Origin of the sequence: Paenibacillus sp. 79R4 (assembly GCF_013393165.1) — a bacterium.
Lineage (GTDB): Bacteria > Bacillota > Bacilli > Paenibacillales > Paenibacillaceae > Fontibacillus.
In genome coordinates, this window is the sequence record NZ_QJOT01000002.1 from 449,742 (window position 1) to 467,180 (window position 17,439).

General features: G+C 50.3%; 16 protein-coding genes and 1 pseudogene. 11 read left to right on the forward strand and 6 right to left on the reverse strand.

Annotated features, from left to right (window positions below):
* Positions 1-16: 16 nt before the first annotated feature.
* Both DMN77_RS04035 and DMN77_RS04040 read left to right on the forward strand, forming a co-directional pair.
* Positions 17-1,234 (forward strand): MFS transporter, encoded by a 1,218-nt coding sequence (locus DMN77_RS04035; RefSeq protein WP_179013632.1) that lies wholly within the window; start codon positions 17-19, stop codon positions 1,232-1,234.
* A 102-nt stretch (positions 1,235-1,336) separates the two neighbouring features.
* A complete protein-coding gene (locus tag DMN77_RS04040) occupies positions 1,337-2,281 on the forward strand; it encodes an alpha/beta hydrolase (protein WP_179013634.1) in 945 nt (314 codons plus the stop codon).
* Positions 2,282-2,303: 22 nt separating this feature from the next.
* Here DMN77_RS04040 and DMN77_RS24120 read toward each other — a convergent pair whose 3' ends face one another.
* Positions 2,304-2,903 (reverse strand): helix-turn-helix transcriptional regulator, encoded by a 600-nt coding sequence (locus tag DMN77_RS24120; RefSeq protein ID WP_179013636.1) that lies wholly within the window; start codon positions 2,901-2,903, stop codon positions 2,304-2,306.
* On the opposite strand from DMN77_RS24120, the gene DMN77_RS04050 reads away from it, so the two are divergent.
* Positions 2,872-3,312, forward strand: coding sequence for an MFS transporter (locus DMN77_RS04050; protein ID WP_372775344.1), 441 nt, complete (start codon positions 2,872-2,874; stop codon positions 3,310-3,312). The genes DMN77_RS24120 and DMN77_RS04050 overlap by 32 nt on opposite strands.
* Positions 3,313-3,346: 34 nt before the next feature.
* Here DMN77_RS04050 and DMN77_RS04055 read toward each other — a convergent pair whose 3' ends face one another.
* Together DMN77_RS04055 and DMN77_RS04060 are read right to left on the reverse strand one after the other, a co-directional pair.
* Complete coding sequence (locus DMN77_RS04055) at positions 3,347-3,991, reverse strand: class I SAM-dependent methyltransferase (RefSeq protein WP_179013637.1); 645 nt, start codon at positions 3,989-3,991, stop codon at positions 3,347-3,349.
* A 5-nt stretch (positions 3,992-3,996) separates the two neighbouring features.
* Entirely contained in the window at positions 3,997-4,629 is a 633-nt protein-coding gene (locus DMN77_RS04060; RefSeq protein WP_179013639.1) for a TetR/AcrR family transcriptional regulator, read from the reverse strand.
* A 157-nt stretch (positions 4,630-4,786) separates the two neighbouring features.
* Here DMN77_RS04060 and DMN77_RS04065 point away from each other — a divergent pair, with 157 nt between their 5' ends.
* The 3 genes from DMN77_RS04065 to DMN77_RS04075 all read left to right on the forward strand — a co-directional run bounded on the left by DMN77_RS04065 (position 4,787) and on the right by DMN77_RS04075 (position 7,115).
* A complete protein-coding gene (locus tag DMN77_RS04065) occupies positions 4,787-5,512 on the forward strand; it encodes an ABC transporter ATP-binding protein (RefSeq protein ID WP_179013641.1) in 726 nt (241 codons plus the stop codon).
* The gene (locus tag DMN77_RS04070) at positions 5,509-6,561 is read left to right on the forward strand and encodes an ABC transporter permease (protein ID WP_179013642.1); all 1,053 of its coding nucleotides are present in this window, start codon (positions 5,509-5,511) and stop codon (positions 6,559-6,561) included. The genes DMN77_RS04065 and DMN77_RS04070 overlap by 4 nt, the downstream gene beginning before the upstream one ends.
* A gap of 113 nt (positions 6,562-6,674) precedes the next feature.
* Positions 6,675-7,115: an Hsp20/alpha crystallin family protein gene (locus DMN77_RS04075; RefSeq protein WP_068781095.1), complete on the forward strand. Its 441-nt coding sequence runs from the start codon at positions 6,675-6,677 to the stop codon at positions 7,113-7,115.
* 98 nt (positions 7,116-7,213) lie between these two features.
* Here DMN77_RS04075 and DMN77_RS04080 read toward each other — a convergent pair whose 3' ends face one another.
* Positions 7,214-8,374 (reverse strand): MFS transporter, encoded by a 1,161-nt coding sequence (locus DMN77_RS04080; RefSeq protein ID WP_179013644.1) that lies wholly within the window; start codon positions 8,372-8,374, stop codon positions 7,214-7,216.
* 267 nt (positions 8,375-8,641) lie between these two features.
* Here DMN77_RS04080 and DMN77_RS04085 point away from each other — a divergent pair, with 267 nt between their 5' ends.
* Entirely contained in the window at positions 8,642-10,087 is a 1,446-nt protein-coding gene (locus tag DMN77_RS04085) for a serine hydrolase domain-containing protein (protein ID WP_179013646.1), read from the forward strand.
* Positions 10,088-10,167: 80 nt separating this feature from the next.
* Here DMN77_RS04085 and DMN77_RS24190 read toward each other — a convergent pair whose 3' ends face one another.
* The gene (locus tag DMN77_RS24190; RefSeq protein ID WP_372775326.1) at positions 10,168-10,407 is read right to left on the reverse strand and encodes a DUF5680 domain-containing protein; all 240 of its coding nucleotides are present in this window, start codon (positions 10,405-10,407) and stop codon (positions 10,168-10,170) included.
* Between the two features lie 3 nt (positions 10,408-10,410).
* Complete coding sequence (locus DMN77_RS04095; protein WP_179013649.1) at positions 10,411-10,620, reverse strand: hypothetical protein; 210 nt, start codon at positions 10,618-10,620, stop codon at positions 10,411-10,413.
* A gap of 137 nt (positions 10,621-10,757) precedes the next feature.
* On the opposite strand from DMN77_RS04095, the gene DMN77_RS04100 reads away from it, so the two are divergent.
* The 4 genes and pseudogenes from DMN77_RS04100 to DMN77_RS04115 form a co-directional block, all read left to right on the forward strand.
* Positions 10,758-12,323, forward strand: a complete 1,566-nt coding sequence (locus DMN77_RS04100) for a TerB N-terminal domain-containing protein (RefSeq protein ID WP_179013651.1) — start codon at positions 10,758-10,760, stop codon at positions 12,321-12,323.
* Positions 12,324-12,508: 185 nt separating this feature from the next.
* Positions 12,509-13,837: an ATP-binding protein gene (locus DMN77_RS04105; protein ID WP_179013688.1), complete on the forward strand. Its 1,329-nt coding sequence runs from the start codon at positions 12,509-12,511 to the stop codon at positions 13,835-13,837.
* Positions 13,834-16,050, forward strand: coding sequence for a DEAD/DEAH box helicase (locus DMN77_RS04110; protein ID WP_179013652.1), 2,217 nt, complete (start codon positions 13,834-13,836; stop codon positions 16,048-16,050). Before DMN77_RS04105 ends, DMN77_RS04110 begins: the two co-directional genes overlap by 4 nt.
* 23 nt (positions 16,051-16,073) lie before the next feature.
* A pseudogene (locus tag DMN77_RS04115) lies at positions 16,074-16,190 on the forward strand (HTH domain-containing protein); the annotation flags it as partial.
* Positions 16,191-17,439: the final 1,249 nt, after the last annotated feature.

Here is a 17,439-nt window from a genome sequence, read left to right on the forward strand (position 1 = left end):
AGAAAGTGGGAGAGATATGTTACTGGAAGACCAGGAACGATTGTGGACGAAATCCTTTATTTCGTTAACGATTTGTTCTTTTTTGATGTTTTTGAATTTGCAGATGTTGTTGTCTACTTTTCCGGCATACGTAAAAAATGAATTTCATGCTGGTGATTTTCAGGTCAGCCTGGTAACCAGCGTATTCGCTGCATCAGCGATTATGGCGAGATTTCTGACCGCCGGGCTTATCAAAAGCGTGCCGCGCGATAAGCTGCTCTATGTTGGACTCATTATCGCAACGATAGCGACCGGCATATACTCGCTGGCTGAAAGTGTTGGCGGCTTGCTGACGATGCGCGTGGGCTTTGGTCTGGGCTTTGGGATATCCAGCACGATATTGCCCACCCTGGCGTCGCAGATCATCCCGGTCAGTCGTATGGGCGAGGGGATCGGGTATTTTGGTTTATCAAGCAGCTTGGCTATGTCATTTGGGCCAATGGTAGGTTTGAACGTGATGAGTGCATACGGATTTAGCAGGCTAACGATCGTCGCTACACTTACCGTCATCTTGATCCTGCCGATTTTGCTGTTCTCCCGTGCAATAGCAAAACCGTCCGCGTACGGCCAGAAAAAGACGGCGAAGCAGTCCGGCGGCAAACATGTCAAGCCGAAGTTCAATCATAAAATGTGGTTCCCCGCTCTGCTGAATGCAATTCTCTGCATTACCTATAGCGGGCTGCTTGGATTCATCGCGTTATTCGGCCAGTTTATTCATCTGGAACAGGTCGGTTTGTTCTTCTTGTTCAACGTGATTACCATCGTAATTGTCCGCCCGATATCCGGTCGGCTCTTTGACCGAAGAGGACATGCCGCAGTTCTCATTCCGGCAGCGATTTTTGTAGTGGCTAGTATGGTGGTATTGTCCTATACAAGATCATTGCCGCTATTGATCGTATCCGCTCTGTTATACGGGCTTGGCTTCGGCGCGATTCAACCGACGCTTCAGGCTTGGATGATCCGCACCTCAACGCCGGAGCAATATGGAACAGCCAACAGTATGTTCTATAATTCAACGGATTTCGGGGTCGCCATCGGCTCGATTATTCTCGGCCTAATCGCTTCATTTAGCAATTATTCCGTAATGTACCGCTATTCAGCCGGGTTTATGGTCTTGTTCCTATTGCTGTACTGCGCGGTTCAGTTTGGACTAAGATCGAAGAAACGCGTGCAGTCGGTAAACATAGAAGGTTAAGGCTAACATTGAAGGCTCCCATCCACTTTGCTATATTTAAGGAGCCACGATGAAGATTCTAATCATCGTATTACTTCAATTAGGGAGCGATTCAAAGACAGGATGACTATCGTAATTGTAGCCATAATTGTACTCTTGTTGATCCTATTTACGATCACAAGCTTCTACTTCTATCGTGTCGCCATTGCGCGAACGGTGAAGGAATTCCTGAACGATAGCCCGGATTTGCAGCCAAGCGATCTATCAGAAGCGGCCAAAGAGTTCCTGAATGAGGATCGGGAATGGTGGAAGAATCAGAGCTTCGAGGTCTGGACAATGGATTCGCACGACGGGATTCACCTTCATGCTTATTATTTGGCAGCTCGCGAGCATTCAAACAAGACGGCGATCATCGCACATGGCTATTCCGGGAGTGCTATGGAGATGAGCGGCTTTGCCAAGCTGTACTATGAGCGGCTGGGCTACAATGTCCTGCTTCCGGATGGACGAGCGCATGGTCAAAGCGGGGGCCACTATATCGGCTTTGGCTGGCCGGAGCGCAAGGATTATCTGAAATGGATTCAGCGTGCTATCGACGTAAATGGAGCGAATACCCAGCTCGTCCTGCATGGTGTATCGATGGGTGGGGCCACGGTGATGATGACGAGCGGGGAGAAGCTGCCCGCTAATGTGAAGGCGATTGTGGAGGATTGCGGTTATACGTCGGTGAAGGACGAATTAACTTTTCAGTTGAAGCGGATGTATCATCTGCCAGCCTTCCCGATCCTGCACGCCACCAGCCTGTTAACGAAGCTGCGGGCCGGATACTTCTTCGGAGAGGCGTCAGCCTTGAAGCAAGTAAGGAAGTCGCAGACTCCCACACTGTTCATTCATGGCGATAATGACACGTTTGTTCCAACCGGGATGGTACATACCGTTTATGAGAACAGCCCGGTGGAGAAAGAGCTGTACATCGTGCCGGGGGCGGGGCATGCTGAAGCATACCGCGTCAATCCGGAGCAATATGAGCAAGTTGTGGTCCGTTTTATCGGGCGTTTTGTGAAGTGACACCTGCTCAGGCTCAGGTCCATCATTGAGGACCTGAGCCTTTTTGCATGGAAATAGGTTTAACCGGATTTGGAGCTTTATGGGGTTCCCTTTGCCCATTGCGATATTGTAACGGTGTAACGCCGACCGTTTTCTTGAAAACCTTAGCGAAATAATTCTGATATTCAAAGCCAACAGCAATCGCTATATCGTAAACGGATTTCGGTGTATGCGTCAATAAACGTCTGCTTTCCTTAATGCGGATCTGGTTCAGATGCTCTATAAATGACATCCCGGTTTCTTTATGAATGCGGTCTGATACATAGGAAGGGTGCTTGCCGATTTTATCGGCGATCTCTTGCAAGGTCAGTTTCTCGAAGAAATGGGTATGCATATAGCGAATCGCGTTTTTAACCAAAACGGAGTAGTCCTTGTTGGAGAGTTCTTTAATGCTGGAGGTGAACGTCAAGTACATCTCCCGAATTAATCGCGTCAGCTCGGCGCTGGAACGGGCGTTCTCCACCTGACGGATATATTGATCGGCGAGTGATTTTGCATATTCGCTATCCATCCCGCGGATATCGGCTAGATGGGGAAAGAAAAAGACATACATCGCCGGTGGCTTGATCGGGATTCTGGGCAATCTATTGTTCTATTTCGGACAGGCAGATCAAATCGCCTATTTGTTCATAGTAAACGCTGTATGCATGTTTAGCGTCGGTTTCAGCCTGGTGCTGGTCGCCTCCATGCAAGCCGATACCATCGAATACGCCCAGTGGAAGACGGGAAAAAGATCCGAGAGCATCGTTACCTCTGTGGGTACTTTTACCGCCAAGGTAAGCACAGCGATTGCCGGTGCGGCGGCCGGCTACGGATTAACCCTCTTCGGCTATGTGCCAAATGGATTGCAATCCGCGTCTACCTTGCAGGGGATCAACCTGATGATATCTATCTTCCCTTTAATCGGCATTTGCCTAAGCTTAATTATCATTTCTTTGTATACTTTGACGGAAAAGAAGTATGCGGAAATCGTGGCCGATTTGCACGGATAAAGGCTTCATACAGAGGGGTTCAGCCTGTGCCCTTTTACCCCTGAGATAGGTGGTTTGCAGGGTCTATCTCGGATTTGCCGGGAGTCGCCCAGATCAGATAAATCATTCCTCCCATATGCCGCTCCATCCGTTCGATTTGCAGACCGGAGCCTTTGACCATTTGAATGATGTCGCGATTCCAGTGGCAGCCGGATATTTGGCGAGCGATGGGATTGACCACGCGCTGGGCTGACCGCAGGATGAGATTGCCTCCAAGCCCGTGTTCCATCAGGCGGATCTGTCCGCCAGGCCGGCACCAGCGCTTCAGATTGCGAAGAACCTGCACCGGATCGTCATAGCCGCATAAGGAGAGGGTCGATACAATGGCATCGAAGGATTGCTCAGGCAGCTGCAATTTTTCGATGTCGCTCTCGATGAAATGAACCTGCATTTGCAGCTCATCTGCGATTTCGGCGGCGCGTCTCAGCATCATTGGGCTGAAGTCGGCCGCGGTCAGATGAATGCGAGCCATATCATAATACGGAAAGTTAGCCCCTGTTCCAACGGCGATCTCCAGCACGTCTCCATGGATATTCTCAATAATCTGCTGCCGCCATTCTTTAAGCATCCGTTTGCGCGTATGTTCCTCATATAATACCGACTGTTTATCAAATTTCCGAATCAGTTTCTGCTTATCCATGACGGTTACCCCCGATCAGCAGCTTGCTTGGAGTCTTTAATCACACCTGCGGCATAAAGCGGACCGCGGGCGGACAGCTTGAACATAATTGCCGCGATTTCCCGCGGCGATTCCTGGCGCCCTTGCATCAGCCATTCCTGAATAATACCGAAGTGTGCCGAGGCAATATAAGAGACCAGATAATTCGTTGGCACCAGCGTATTTTCTTTACGGATGAACGGAACCACATTTTTCTCAAACAAATGCTCGGACATCATTTTTCTAAGCAGTGCATGAAAGGAAGGATCTCCCTTGGGCCCAAGAATCGTCTTCAGGAAGTCGGCATGCTCGCCTAAATATTCAAAGACGCTCACAATTTGCGGCATAATTTGCTCGATATCGATCAGGTCATTCAGAATGGCTGGCTGTATCGTACTTAAGATCCCGATTAGGCCTTCGATCAGTTGTTGCTCGCTTTGCTCCAGAAGATCATATTTATCTCGGTAATGCAAATAGAAGGTCCCCCGATTTATCTCCGCCCGGGTCGTAATATCCTTCACGGTCAGCGCATCAAAGCCTTTCTCCTCGATTAAATCGGTGAATGCGGTGCGAATCATGGCTTTGGTCCGGATAACCCGCTGATCTCTTGATGATTCCATCTATCATTCCTCCAGCTTCCAATCAACATGTATTCAAAACTGCCGGATAATGATCACTTCCGGGGATTCTGTTTATTGTAGTTGAAATATGCATTGATTATAATTAAATCGCAGAAGATAATCAACGCAGTGTTCATTTATTTAGGAGGCGGAAAAGATGGAGGCTACCGTCAAAGTACAGCAGGTTAGCAAGAGCTTCGGCTCCAAAACCGTACTGAACAAAGTGGATCTTCAAATGGAAAAGGGGCAAATATACGGGCTGATCGGCCCTTCGGGCGCAGGCAAGACAACGCTAGTCAAAATGATGGTGGGTATGGAATTGTCGGATGAAGGGGAAGTTCGAGTGCTGGAGACGCGCATGCCTAGTCTGTCCATGCTTCAGCAGATCGGTTATATGGCGCAATCGGATGCTTTATATGGTGAGCTTACAGCGGAGGAGAATCTGAGGTTTTTCGCTTCCATGTTCAAAATGAACCGGGCTGAACAGAAGCAGCGGATCGCCTATGCAGCGGATCTGGTAGGCCTGGCGGATGAATTAGGGAGAAAAGTGGCCGTCTATTCCGGGGGGATGAAGCGCAGATTGTCGCTGGCGATTGCATTGCTGCATGATCCTTCCGTGCTGATCCTGGATGAGCCAACAGTGGGCATTGATCCGCAATTAAGGCAGTCGATCTGGAAGGAGCTTGTCCGCCTGAAAACCTCTGAACATAAGACAATCATTGTAACGACGCATGTGATGGATGAAGCGGATAAATGTGATCAGCTGGCGATGGTGCGTGAGGGAACGATACTGGCCAAGGGTACGCCAGAGCAGCTGAAGCAGCAGTACGATGCGGCGAACTTGGAGGAAGTATTCTTGCGGGCAGGGGGCGGTACGGTATGAGAATCAAGGCGCTGATCAGAAGAATCTGCGAACAGATGCTGCGGGACAAGCGAACGTTGGCCTTGTTGTTCTTGGCTCCGCTGCTTGTCTTGTCGCTAATGCATTATTTGTTCAATCACACAGGCAATGCCGCTGACGCTACCATTGGCGCGGTTGGTCTTCCTTCGCAATGGACTACGGTGCTCGAGCAGCAGGGGCTTGAGATGACGATCTATGATACAGCGGATCGGGATACCTTAGTCGAGGATAAGCTGGATGCGATCCTTGAAATGCAAAATGGACGAATTCATCTGATTCTCGGAAATAGCGATCCTTCTCAATCGAAAGCGCTGCAGATGAAGATCGGGCAGGTAACGGAAGCTCTTACCTCAGCGGCCCAGCAAGATGGAGCAGCTCCGGCAGCCAAGCCGGAACTTACGGTAGAGTATGTATACGGCAGTGCGGATACAACCTTCTTTGATACGCTCAGTCCTATCCTGATCGGATTTTTTGTCTTCTTCTTCGTGTTCTTAATTTCCGGAATCGGTCTCCTGCGGGAACGAACGACAGGAACTTTGGAACGATTAATGTCCACTCCGGTGCGAAGGGGAGAAGTAATTACCGGCTATTTGGCAGGCTACGGAATCTTTGCTTTTGTCCAAACGGTGATTGTCGTCTTATATTCAATCCTGGTTCTTGACATGAATATGACCGGATCGATCTGGTATGTGCTGTTGACCAACCTGCTGCTGGCTTTTGTGGCCTTGTCGCTGGGGATTCTGCTATCCACCTTCGCTGCCTCGGAGTTCCAAATGGTACAATTCATCCCACTCGTCATCATTCCGCAGATTTTCTTTGCCGGTATTTTTCCGTTGGAGCATATGGATGCCTGGGTGCAGGTGCTCGCTAGAATTATGCCGCTGTATTACGGAGCTGATGCTTTGAAGAGCGTGATGTACAAAGGTTTGGGATTCGCAGACATTGCCGTGGATTTAGCGGTATTGGTGCTGTTCGCAGCTTTGTTTATTATTCTAAATATTGTAGCTTTGAAAAAATACCGCAGGCTGTAGGCTTTATTGGCCAGCTGGCAATCAAATCTATGGCATCTGTTTGTGGATATTTTACGGGACTTCGGCAACAATAATGGCGAAAATGCCGAATCAGACCAAGGAGGAAATATCTCATGCCTTTAGTGCCATATGAACCGTTCCGCCATTTGGATAATATACGCCGCGAGATGGATCAATTTTTCACTCATGATTTCCCGTCTATGAAGGGGATGCCACAGCATTTCGGCCAGATGAATGTGGACGTGTATGAGAATGACGATGAAGTCATTGCCGCGTGCGACATTCCGGGATTGGAGCAGAAAGAGGATGTCACGATTGAAGTGGATCGGAACGTTCTGTCCATCAGCGGTTCTGTGAACAAGACGAATGAGGTCAAGGAGGAGCATATGCATCGGCGGGAACGTTATTCCGGGCGGTTCCACCGTCTGGTTACACTGCCGGCTAATGTAACCCCTGAGCATGTCAAAGCCACCTACAAGAACGGTGTATTGGAAGTGCGGATGCGCAAAATTGATGGCGATCATCGAAAAAAGGTCGATGTAGAGTTCCATTAAAACTGGTTATCAAAAAGATTGTAACGTATAAAAAACGGGTACTTGCCGGATGAACCGGGAGTACCCGTTTTTTATGCTCTGTTTTGCTGCACTATGGTTTATGAAGCGGCTTCTTCGGATTTATTTCGGCCGTATTTGAGGTAGAGGACGATACCGAACAGCATTCCGATTATCGACAGCACGGAAATCGTCAGGTACATGGTATGACCGCCTAAAGCCTGGTACAGCGCCCCACCGGCGAAGGAGGCGATAATGCCGGAAACGCCGAAGAAGAGCAGGGCCAATACGGTCTGGCCTGTCGCCCTCCATTCTACAGGCACGATCCTGTATAGATATTGAATCGCAGCGGTGTAGAATATCGGGAATGTGAATATCTGCAGCAGCTGGATATACGCGAGCCAATTCGGGTCCTTGATCCAGGCGGAGATGAAGAAGCGAATAAAGTAGAACGCCCCAGCTATAGCGATGAGGGCCAGTTCCTTATTTTTGCGCAGCCACCAGAAGCTCAAAGAGAAGACCAGAATTTCGCTTCCCGCCGCCAGGAACCATGCCAGCCCAAGCAGGTCGGGTTTGCCGCCGAGGTCTTTAATGTACAGCCCCAGATAGGTATCATTCATCCGGGCCGGGATGGAGCTTATAAACACTAAAATAAGGAAAAGAAGAGTCTCCTTGTTGCTCAGGAAATTTTTCAGGCTCTTGATCGTCAGCGGCTTGCCTGACACCGGAGCATCCGGCATCAAAAAGGCAACAACCAGGCTGATCAGTCCAAGCGCTGCGAATGTGATGCCCAGGCTGCGCGAACCGTATTCCGTCATCAGAAAGCCTGCAGCGAGCGACATCACCGCATAGCCTAATGCACCATAGGTTCGCAATGAACCGTAGCTGATTCCTTCGGATTCGGCCACGCGGAAATTCAAGCTCTCCGTCAACGGGTCGATCGGCATCAGAAAGAAATAGGTCAGCATGACGAATAACAGGATCAGGGGATAATGGTCTGTACTGTATAGGGAATAGCCTGTTACCGTACAGCAGATTACAAGCAGCAACAGAACTTTGCGGATGGTGCGCAGCCGGTCGCTGATCATGCCCCATAACGGTTGGGCTATCAGGGTAATAAAGCCGCCGATGCCGACAATGGTGCCAATCTGCGTCTCGCTCAGCCCCCGGTCGCTGAAATAGAGGGGCAGAAACGGGATGAACATGGACAATAGAGCAAAAAAGAGAAAATTAAATGATTTCACGGTGTAAGCAGATTTCATGAGTTTTATCCTATCCTTTTGAGGTCTGTTTGATATCTGTGCCACTCTTTGATCCACAATTCCGGGCCGATGATATTATGCTCAGTTTATTATACAGGCGGCATCTGTTCAATAGAAGTTTTCCTGAACCGGGAGCCAAAGCGCTATATGAATTGTAATAGGATCGTTTAGGAAGAGGCGATATAATGGTAATGATTGGCTGTGTTATTTAAGTTTCATACATTTTGATGGGTTAGGCTGCTCGCGCCCATGAGGAGAGAAGAACGGATGCAAATGACGAACAGATCATTAACGAGAACTACGCCGGAACAATTGGGGATTGCGGCGAAGCAAGTCATTGCTTTTCTGGATGATGTGGGGAAGCATAAGAGCGAGCTGCACAGCTTCATGCTGCTGCGGCATGGCCAGGTCGCTGCAGAGGACTGGTGGGCCCCCTATGCGCCGGAGCTGCCTCACATGTTATTCTCATTGAGTAAAAGCTTCACTTCGACAGCGATAGGTATGGCCGTTCACGAAGGCATTATAACGTTGGATGACGCGGTGGTTTCATTTTTCCCCGATGATCTTCCGGGGGATGTCCCTGAACATCTCGGCGCGATGCAAATCCGCCATCTGCTAATGATGGGGACAGGTCATGACGAGGATACGATGGATGCTCTGATTGCCGCCGAGGACGGCCATTGGGTCAGAGCTTTTCTTGAACTGCCTGTGCCGCATGAGCCGGGGACTCATTTTCTGTATAATACCGGGGCTACCTATATGCTGTCTGCAATTTTGCAGAAGGCCTCGGGACAAAGTCTGATGGATTACTTAACCCCCCGGTTGTTCAAACCGCTTGGTATTGAGAATCCGACATGGGATACTTGCCCGCGCGGGATAAATACGGGGGGTTACGGACTGAACATTACGACAGAGGATATCGCCAAGCTCGGTCAATTATATTTGCAGAGGGGGCTCTGGAACGGGGTACGAATCATGGATGAGGAGTGGGTCCATGAGGCGACCCGCAAGCAGATTTCCAATGGCGACGGTGGTGACAGCGACTGGGCGCAAGGCTACGGATATCAATTCTGGCGCTGCCGTCATGGAATCTATCGGGGAGATGGCGCCTTTGGCCAGTTCTGTTTAGTCATGCCGGAGCAGGATGCTGTTATCGCGATCACATCAGGTACAGGCGATATGCAGGCCATAATGAACAGCGTCTGGGATCATCTGCTGCCGGGCTTTCTGCCTGAGCCGATCGCGGAAGATGAGAGCTCGGTCGCGCTGGGCGAATGCCTTGCCAAGCTGCATCTTGAGGTTCCAAAGCTCGGAAGCAAGTCAATGCTGGAGGCTCAAATTAGTGGAACAAGATATGAAATCGAACAGGACCGGACCGAGGAAGCTCCGTTCCCATTAAAGAATCTGTGTATCAAATTCGACAAAGATAGGGCACGACTGGATTTTAAGCTGGAAAGTGAAGATAGCATCACGTTGGGACGGGAGCATTGGCTAACCGAATCCACGGTAACTATAGAGGGGAAGGATACTCGCACCGCAGGCAGCTTCACTTGGAAATCGCAAGACGAGCTTATATTAACGCTGCAGGCGATAGAGACTCCTTTTTGTATTACGCTGGAGCTGCACTTTGTCGATGATGCCGTAACGATTCATTCGAGCTATAATGTCGGCTGGGATAAGGTTGTTACAGTACATGGAAAAGCGGTTAATTAATTTACATGCGAGCCTGCTGGAAGCCGCTATGGCTTCTGGCTGGTTCGAGAATTATGGGAAATATTGCAATTCCCCTAGACCTACTTTACATAACCCCCGTGAAAGAGAAGGCTGAATATGACCTTGCCTTGATAAAGGATTTGCTCCTCGCCGTTGAACTTTCCGAGATCACCGTTCCAGCGGCATACATACTTAAAAGAAGCACTGGAATAGTGTGCAGATCCGCGAAAAGGAGCTTCCGGACTGACCTGTTTCAAGGCTGCAAATAAAAACTCAGGAAAACCTTCTATAAGGGTTATGGTCGCTCCGAAATAATTCATAGCCTATACGGCGCTGCCGTCTTTCCACACGACCTCTTGGCCCGCAAAATCAAGCTCACCTACATAACTGTCCAAATATGGATAATTGTCGTTAACATAAGGATAATCCTTGGCGCCTAATCTGGAAGGTTCAGCTTGGGTGTCTCCGCCAGCGGCGCAGGTGTTTTGTTTGGCCTCCACGAGAAAGCTTCTAAGCTCTGTCTCAAACGGCATTATACTCTCGCCTTTCTAGCAAATTTTTTTTATACTAGTCTATAGAACATGTGTTCTAGCATCAATAAAAATGTTATGATCATATCAGAGAGTTTTGAGACGAGAATAAAAATGGGATGAATGGTGATGGGAGTTCCATGAATGCATATAACAAATCGCTGGACTTTGTAGAGATCGATATAAGTGAAGCACAAGAGCAGAGCGGCTCATTGCAGGAAATGAGCATACCTGAGCGGAAGGATCGCCCTGTTCAAGGGTCCTCTCTGCCTATGCAAGGGCTTACGAGAGAACGCAGATTTGTGAGGCAAGCCAGGGAATGGGAGCGGCGGGAAGGAGAGCCGTCTCTGTATATTCCGTTTATGAGCTATTGGCCTACCTTCGAGCAGATGGATGAAGCTCAGCAGAGCTGGTATTTTTACTGGCGCAGCGAGTTGAGGCAGGGACGTTATCCGTTTACCGATCTATCCTATATTTTTGTCTATCTATATGAACTGATTCACGGTGTTGGCTGGGAGGAGCCGCAACAAGGCTATCATCAGCTTATGGCATTATGGAACGCTTACCAATCGATGTACCCGAAGCTGAGTAATTACATAGCGGAATGGGTTTGTGATTTTGCATTGCTGCATAAGCTGGACCTGCCCTTGATGGATATTATCATGCGATCCACTAGTGCGAAAGCCGGGGAGCTCTACGATCTGGAATTAAAAAGAATTCTGGAGAACGAGCCTTCCAGGCTGCGGTTGGAGCATATTTTGGCGTTCTCGGATTATGACCTGCAGCGCAGTAAGTTTTACGTAATCGGAGGTCGGGCGCTTATGGAGGAATATATGCCGAAGGTGGTGGCGCTGGTCGATTCTTATTTGCGGAAAACCACTGGCAAAAATCTGATCGATACGTTTTATAAAGGAAATGGAAAGACGGTCGAGCGGTATTTGTTCCGCAGTGCGGTATATGATGCCGAGTTATATGGGCGTACGCTGCCGCTGCGTATTTTCCAATTGCGGAAATGCCCGCCGCTCCGTTATTACATCACTCAACTGATCCGCTGTACGGAAAATAAATTGCGCGAGCTTCAACACTTCAAAGGGCGGCTGCGTGGTGTTTCTCTAATGAAGGAGACCCAGATGCTGGTCGAGCGCTTTCTGGAGAAGGAATATACAGAAGCGATCAAGCCTGCCGGACCTGTGATCTCTATAGATCCCGAACGGCTGGCCACGCTGCAGAAGGATAGTGAAGAAGTGCGGAGCCTGCTGACCGTCGAGGATGAACGGATGGTGGAGGATGCGGCGCAGGATATGGAGCTTGTAACGGAAGCAGGGCCGGAGCTGCAGGAACAGGTAGAGGCACAGGTAGAGATGCGGGATGGGGATGGCCCATCCTATACCGATTCGGATCAGGAGATCGTCCGGGATACTTCCGGCCTGGATGAAGATTGGCTGCTGTTTGCAGGACAGCTGGGACAGGCTCATCTCGAAGCTTTATTTGCGCTGCAAGAGACAAGCGGCCGACTGTACGAAATTGCCGAGAAATACGGGACCATGCCTGCGCTGCTGCTCGATGAAATCAACGAGCTTGCGATGGAGACGATCGGAGATTTGTTGGTGGATGGCGAATCAATCGCTGAAGATTATATAGATTATTTTGCACGGCTGAGGCGTGTTCAAAAAAGGTCGGTTTTCAGCACCGGAAAGGTTGAATGAAGTCAGGGACTGAGGAGCGGAGCGTACATAGTTTGTACAAGAGCACCGGAAGGCCCGGCTGAATTTAAGATTCGATGCTGCGTAACTTCTTGATTCGCTTCGTGATCATAAGCAGACTTTTTGAACTACCTCGATTAGGAATTAGGACGAAATGGACGAGGTGAAGTGGAATGATGGAACCAAACATAGCCGATATCAAAATCCCGAGGCGGCTGACAACCGCGCTGATAAATTCATTCACTGCGGGTGTGGTGCCTAGAATCGGCTTAGAGCATATCGCGGTGGGGCGGAAGGCTGAAGTCGAGGCTATTTTGCGCGACATGGACAATATCAGTGCTGGCGGAGCGGCCATGCGATTGATTACCGGGCGCTATGGCAGCGGCAAGAGCTTCCTGCTGCAAACGATCCGCAATTATGCGCTCGACCGCGATTTCGTGACGGCTGACGCCGATCTGTCGCCCGAACGCCGTCTGGTCGGCACAAAAGGACAAGGCCTGGCCACCTACCGTGAGCTGATGACGCATCTGTCAACACGCACTCGGCCGGACGGTGGGGCGCTGGAGGCCGTCCTGCAGAAGTGGATTACGACGATACAGCAGGAGGCCATGAAGGACGAAGGCTTGCGTCCCGGTGACCCGGCATTAACCGTGGCCGTCGAGCAGCGGATTTTCACGGTTGCGGCGCAAATGCAAAATCTGGTGCATGGCTTTGATTCCGCCCGCGTATTGGCGGCTTATTGGAACGGCCATAAGCTTGGAGAAGACGGGCAGAAGCAGGCAGCGCTGCGTTGGCTGCGCGGCGAGTTCCCGACCAGGACCGAAGCGCGAAAAGAGCTGGATGTGAGCGTCATTATCGATGATGACAACTGGTATGACTATATCAAGCTGTGGTCGGAATTTGTAGCGGCGATCGGATATCAAGGTCTGCTGCTATTTATCGACGAAGGCGTTAATTTATATAAAATTTCCAACAGCATCGCTCGCACAAGCAATTATGAAAAGCTGTTGACTATGTTTAACGACACGATGCAGGGCAAAGCGGAGCATCTCGGCATTTTTCTGGGCGGTACGCCGCAGTTTGTCGAGGATGAACGGCGCGGTCTGTTCAGCTATGAAGCGCTGCGCTCCCGCCTGGTGGAAGGCCGCTTTGCGGGGGCGGGCTACCGCAACTATACCGGCCCGATCCTTAAACTGGAGATGCTCTCGCATGAAGAGATTTTGATTTTGCTGCAGAAGCTGCGGCAGATCCATGGTTTGCATTTTGCTTATACCCCAATTTTAACAGATGCGGATCTCATTCAATTTATGGAGATGGCTGTCGGCAGAATGGGGGCGGACGAGCTGCTAACCCCACGTGAGGTCGTACGTGATTTTATGGATTTACTGCATACCTTGCATCAGAATCCGGAGGTTTCGTTCAGTCAGCTGCTGGGTGAGCGAAGGGCGGAACATACGACGGAGGCAGGGGAGCCGCAGGACGAATTGGATGATTTTCTGGCGGAGTTCGAATTATGAGCGGCGAAGCCAATCAGCTGTTTTATCGCTTGGCGCCATTTATTCAGGAATTTATTTACCGAAAAAGATGGGAGACGCTTCGTCCGGCCCAGGTTGAGGCGCTTAAAATTTGCATGGATACGCCGAACCATATGCTGATTGCCGCGGGAACGGCGTCGGGGAAGACGGAAGCGGCTTTTTTTCCGGCTTTGACCGAACTGCATGAGCGTCCGTCCGCGTCCGTAGGTATTTTGTATGTCGGCCCCTTGAAGGCGCTCATTAATGACCAGTACGAACGGATCAAAGAGCTGCTACGGGATGGCAATATTCCCGCCTGGCATTGGCACGGCGATGTCTCGCAGACAGAGAAGGGCAAGCTGATGCGTAATCCGTCCGGTGTGCTGCAGATCACGCCGGAATCGCTGGAAGGGCTGCTGATGAATCGGCCCAATGCAATCCCCGCCTTGTTCTGTGATCTCAGATATATCATTATCGACGAGGTTCATGCCTTTATGGGCGTGGATCGGGGCATCCAGGTGCTGAGCCAGATCGCGCGGATCGAGAGAATGGCAAGCTGCTCGCCAAGACGTGTCGGCTTATCCGCAACGCTAAGTGACTATGAAGCAGCGAAGGCCTGGCTTGGTGCGGGCAGCAATCAGCCAGTTGACGCAGTCTCCGTGCCTGGCGGACGCAAGCTGCGGCTGCGGGTGGAGCATTTCTCGTTCCCGGATGCACGGGACGAGGAGCAGGCCGAGCATTTGCAAAATGCCCGCAAGGCCTATTACAGCTTCATCTACGACAGTACCCATTTGAAAAAAACGTTAGTATTCACCAATAGCCGTTCCGATGCGGAATTGACGACGCTGGAGCTGCGCAGGCTTGCCGCTCACCGCCATCAGCCCGATGTGTTCTACGTGCATCACGGCAGCATCTCCGCCATGCTGCGCGAGGAAGCGGAGGCGGCGCTGAAGGATAAGCCCGGCCCGGCGGTTGCCGCCGCAACCGTGACGCTGGAGCTGGGGATCGACCTGGGAGAGCTGGAACGAGTCGTACAGCTGGGCGCTCCTTATAGCGCCTCCAGCTTTGTGCAGCGGCTGGGCCGATCCGGGAGGCGCGGAGACGCGGCCTCCGAGATGCTGTTCGTCTGTCCGGAGGAGGAGGACGAAGATGCGATGCTGCCGGCGCGTATGCCTTGGATGCTGCTGCGGGCGATTGCAGTTATCGAGCTTTATGTCCGCGACCGCTGGGTGGAGCCGCTGGATATTCGGCAAATGCCGATCGGTATTCTCTACCACCAGACGATGAGTATATTGAAGAGTAAAGGGGAAGCGACGCCGGTCGAACTGGCCTCCGATGTGCTGTCGCTGCCATCCTTTAGCCGGATCTCCCCGGATACGTACAAAGTGTTCCTGAATTACTTGCTGCAGACGGATCATATTCAGTGGACCGAGCAGCAGACTTTGATTATCGGCCTTACGGGTGAGAAGATCGTGAACAACTTCCGTTTCTACGCCGTGTTCAAGGATGACGAGGAACATGCGGTATATAACGGAACAGAGGAAATTGGCTCGATTACGACCGTGCCGCCGCCTGGATACTGCTTCTCACTGGCAGGCAAGCTGTGGAAGGTCACCGAGGTGGACACCAAGCATAAGGCGGTGTACGTCAAAGAGGCCTTAGGCAAAGTGGATACCTTGTGGCTAGGGGCCGGCGGGGATATTCATACTTTGGTTCTAAGGAAAATGCGTGAGGTGCTGGCGGATAATACGATCTATCCGTATCTTTCGCCGCAAGCCGTCAACCGGCTTGAGCGGGCTCGCCGTCTGGCGAAGGAGAGCGGACTGCTGAGATCCGCCGTCATTCCGGCTGGCGGCGACTCGTTATTTATTTTGCCATGGGTTGGCAGCAAGCAGTTCCGCACGCTGGAGCGGCTGCTCAAAAATAACCTCTCCCAGCGCCTGTCGCTCCGTTCCATCGTGCCGATGGAGCCGTATTATTTCGTGGTGGCCGGCCAAGCGGACAGTCAGGCGCTATTGGAGCAGATCCTGCTCGAATGTGGTTCTTGCGCAGATCCATCCATGTTGCTCGGGCCTGATGAAGCGCCATATTTAGGCAAGTATGACGAGTTTGTCGCACCGGAGCTGGTGCGTCAGGCTTTTGCTGTCGACGGGCTGGATGTTGAAGGGCTAAGAGCTGGACTTGAGCTTCACCACCATCAGGGAGGCTGGAAGTGAAATTCATAATAAGGGGATAGGGTATGAAACTGGAAAGACTGATTTCCATGGCCTACATGCTCCTGAATCATGGGATTTTATCAGCTTCGGCACTCGCGGAGAAGTATAATGTATCCCAGCGGACCATTTACCGAGATATTGTCCAGTTTGGTTAGGACCCGATAAAGCTGCGGTTTCGCGACCGACTCTGCTATTTCTGCTCTGCGGATTGAAACCAATATACGAAACCTGACTTAACTCTATTGCTCGGACAGTTCCGTAAGCGCTGGTGTGTAACCTATTATTCTAACGAAACTGGTACACGCTATTTGGGCAAAATTGAGACGTAAAAGAATCTAACGAAACTACAGAACGCTATTCGGCCAAAATAAGGCCAAAACATAGCAATTTGGGCCGAATAACGATACCCAGTTTCGTTAGAATTCGAAGCAAGGAAAATATGGCCCAATAGCGATACACAGTTTCGTTAGAGTGTGGGGCAGGGGCGATATAGCCAAATAGCGATCTCCGGTTACGCTAGTTAGGATGTATAGCGGGATAAATCTAGCAAATAGTTACTTTAGAGTGTGACGCAAGGCTAATATAGAAAAATAACGATACCTAGTTTCGTTAGAGTGGTAGCAAGGCAAGTATAGTTCAGTTTCGTTAGGACCCGATGAAGCTGCGGTTTCGCGACCGATTCTGCTATTTCTGCGTTGCTGATTGAAACCAATATACGAAACCTGATTCCTCCCTAGGTTCTAAATCTATTGCTCGGACAGTTCCGTAAGCGCAGGTGTGTACCCTATTGCGCTAACGAAACTGGTACACGCTATTTGGGCAAAATTGAGGCGTAAAAAAATCTAACGAAACTACAGATCGCTATTTGGCCAAAACAAGGCCCAAACATGGCAATTTGGGCCGAATAACGATACACAGTTTCGTTAGAATTCGAAGCAAGGAAAATATAGCCCAATAGCGATACACAGTTTCGTTAGATTGTGAAGCAGGGGCGATATAGCCAAATAGCGATCTCGAGTTACGCTAGTTAGGATGTATAGCGGGACAAATTTAGCAAATTGTTACGTTAGAGTGTAACTCAAGGCTAATATAGCTAAATAACGATACCTAGTTTCGTTAGAGTGGTAGCAAGGCAAGTATAGTCCAGTTTCGTTAGGACCCGATGAAGCTGCGGTTTCGCGACCGACTCTGCTATTTCTGCTCTGCGGAGTGAAACCAATATACGAAACCTGACTCCTCCCTAGGTTCTAAATCTATTGCTCGGACAGTTCCGTAAGCGCAGGTGTGTACCCTATTGCGCTAACGAAACTGGGACACGCTATTTGGGCAAAATTGAGGCGTAAAAAAATCTAACGAAACTACAGATCGCTATTTGGCCAAAACAAGGCC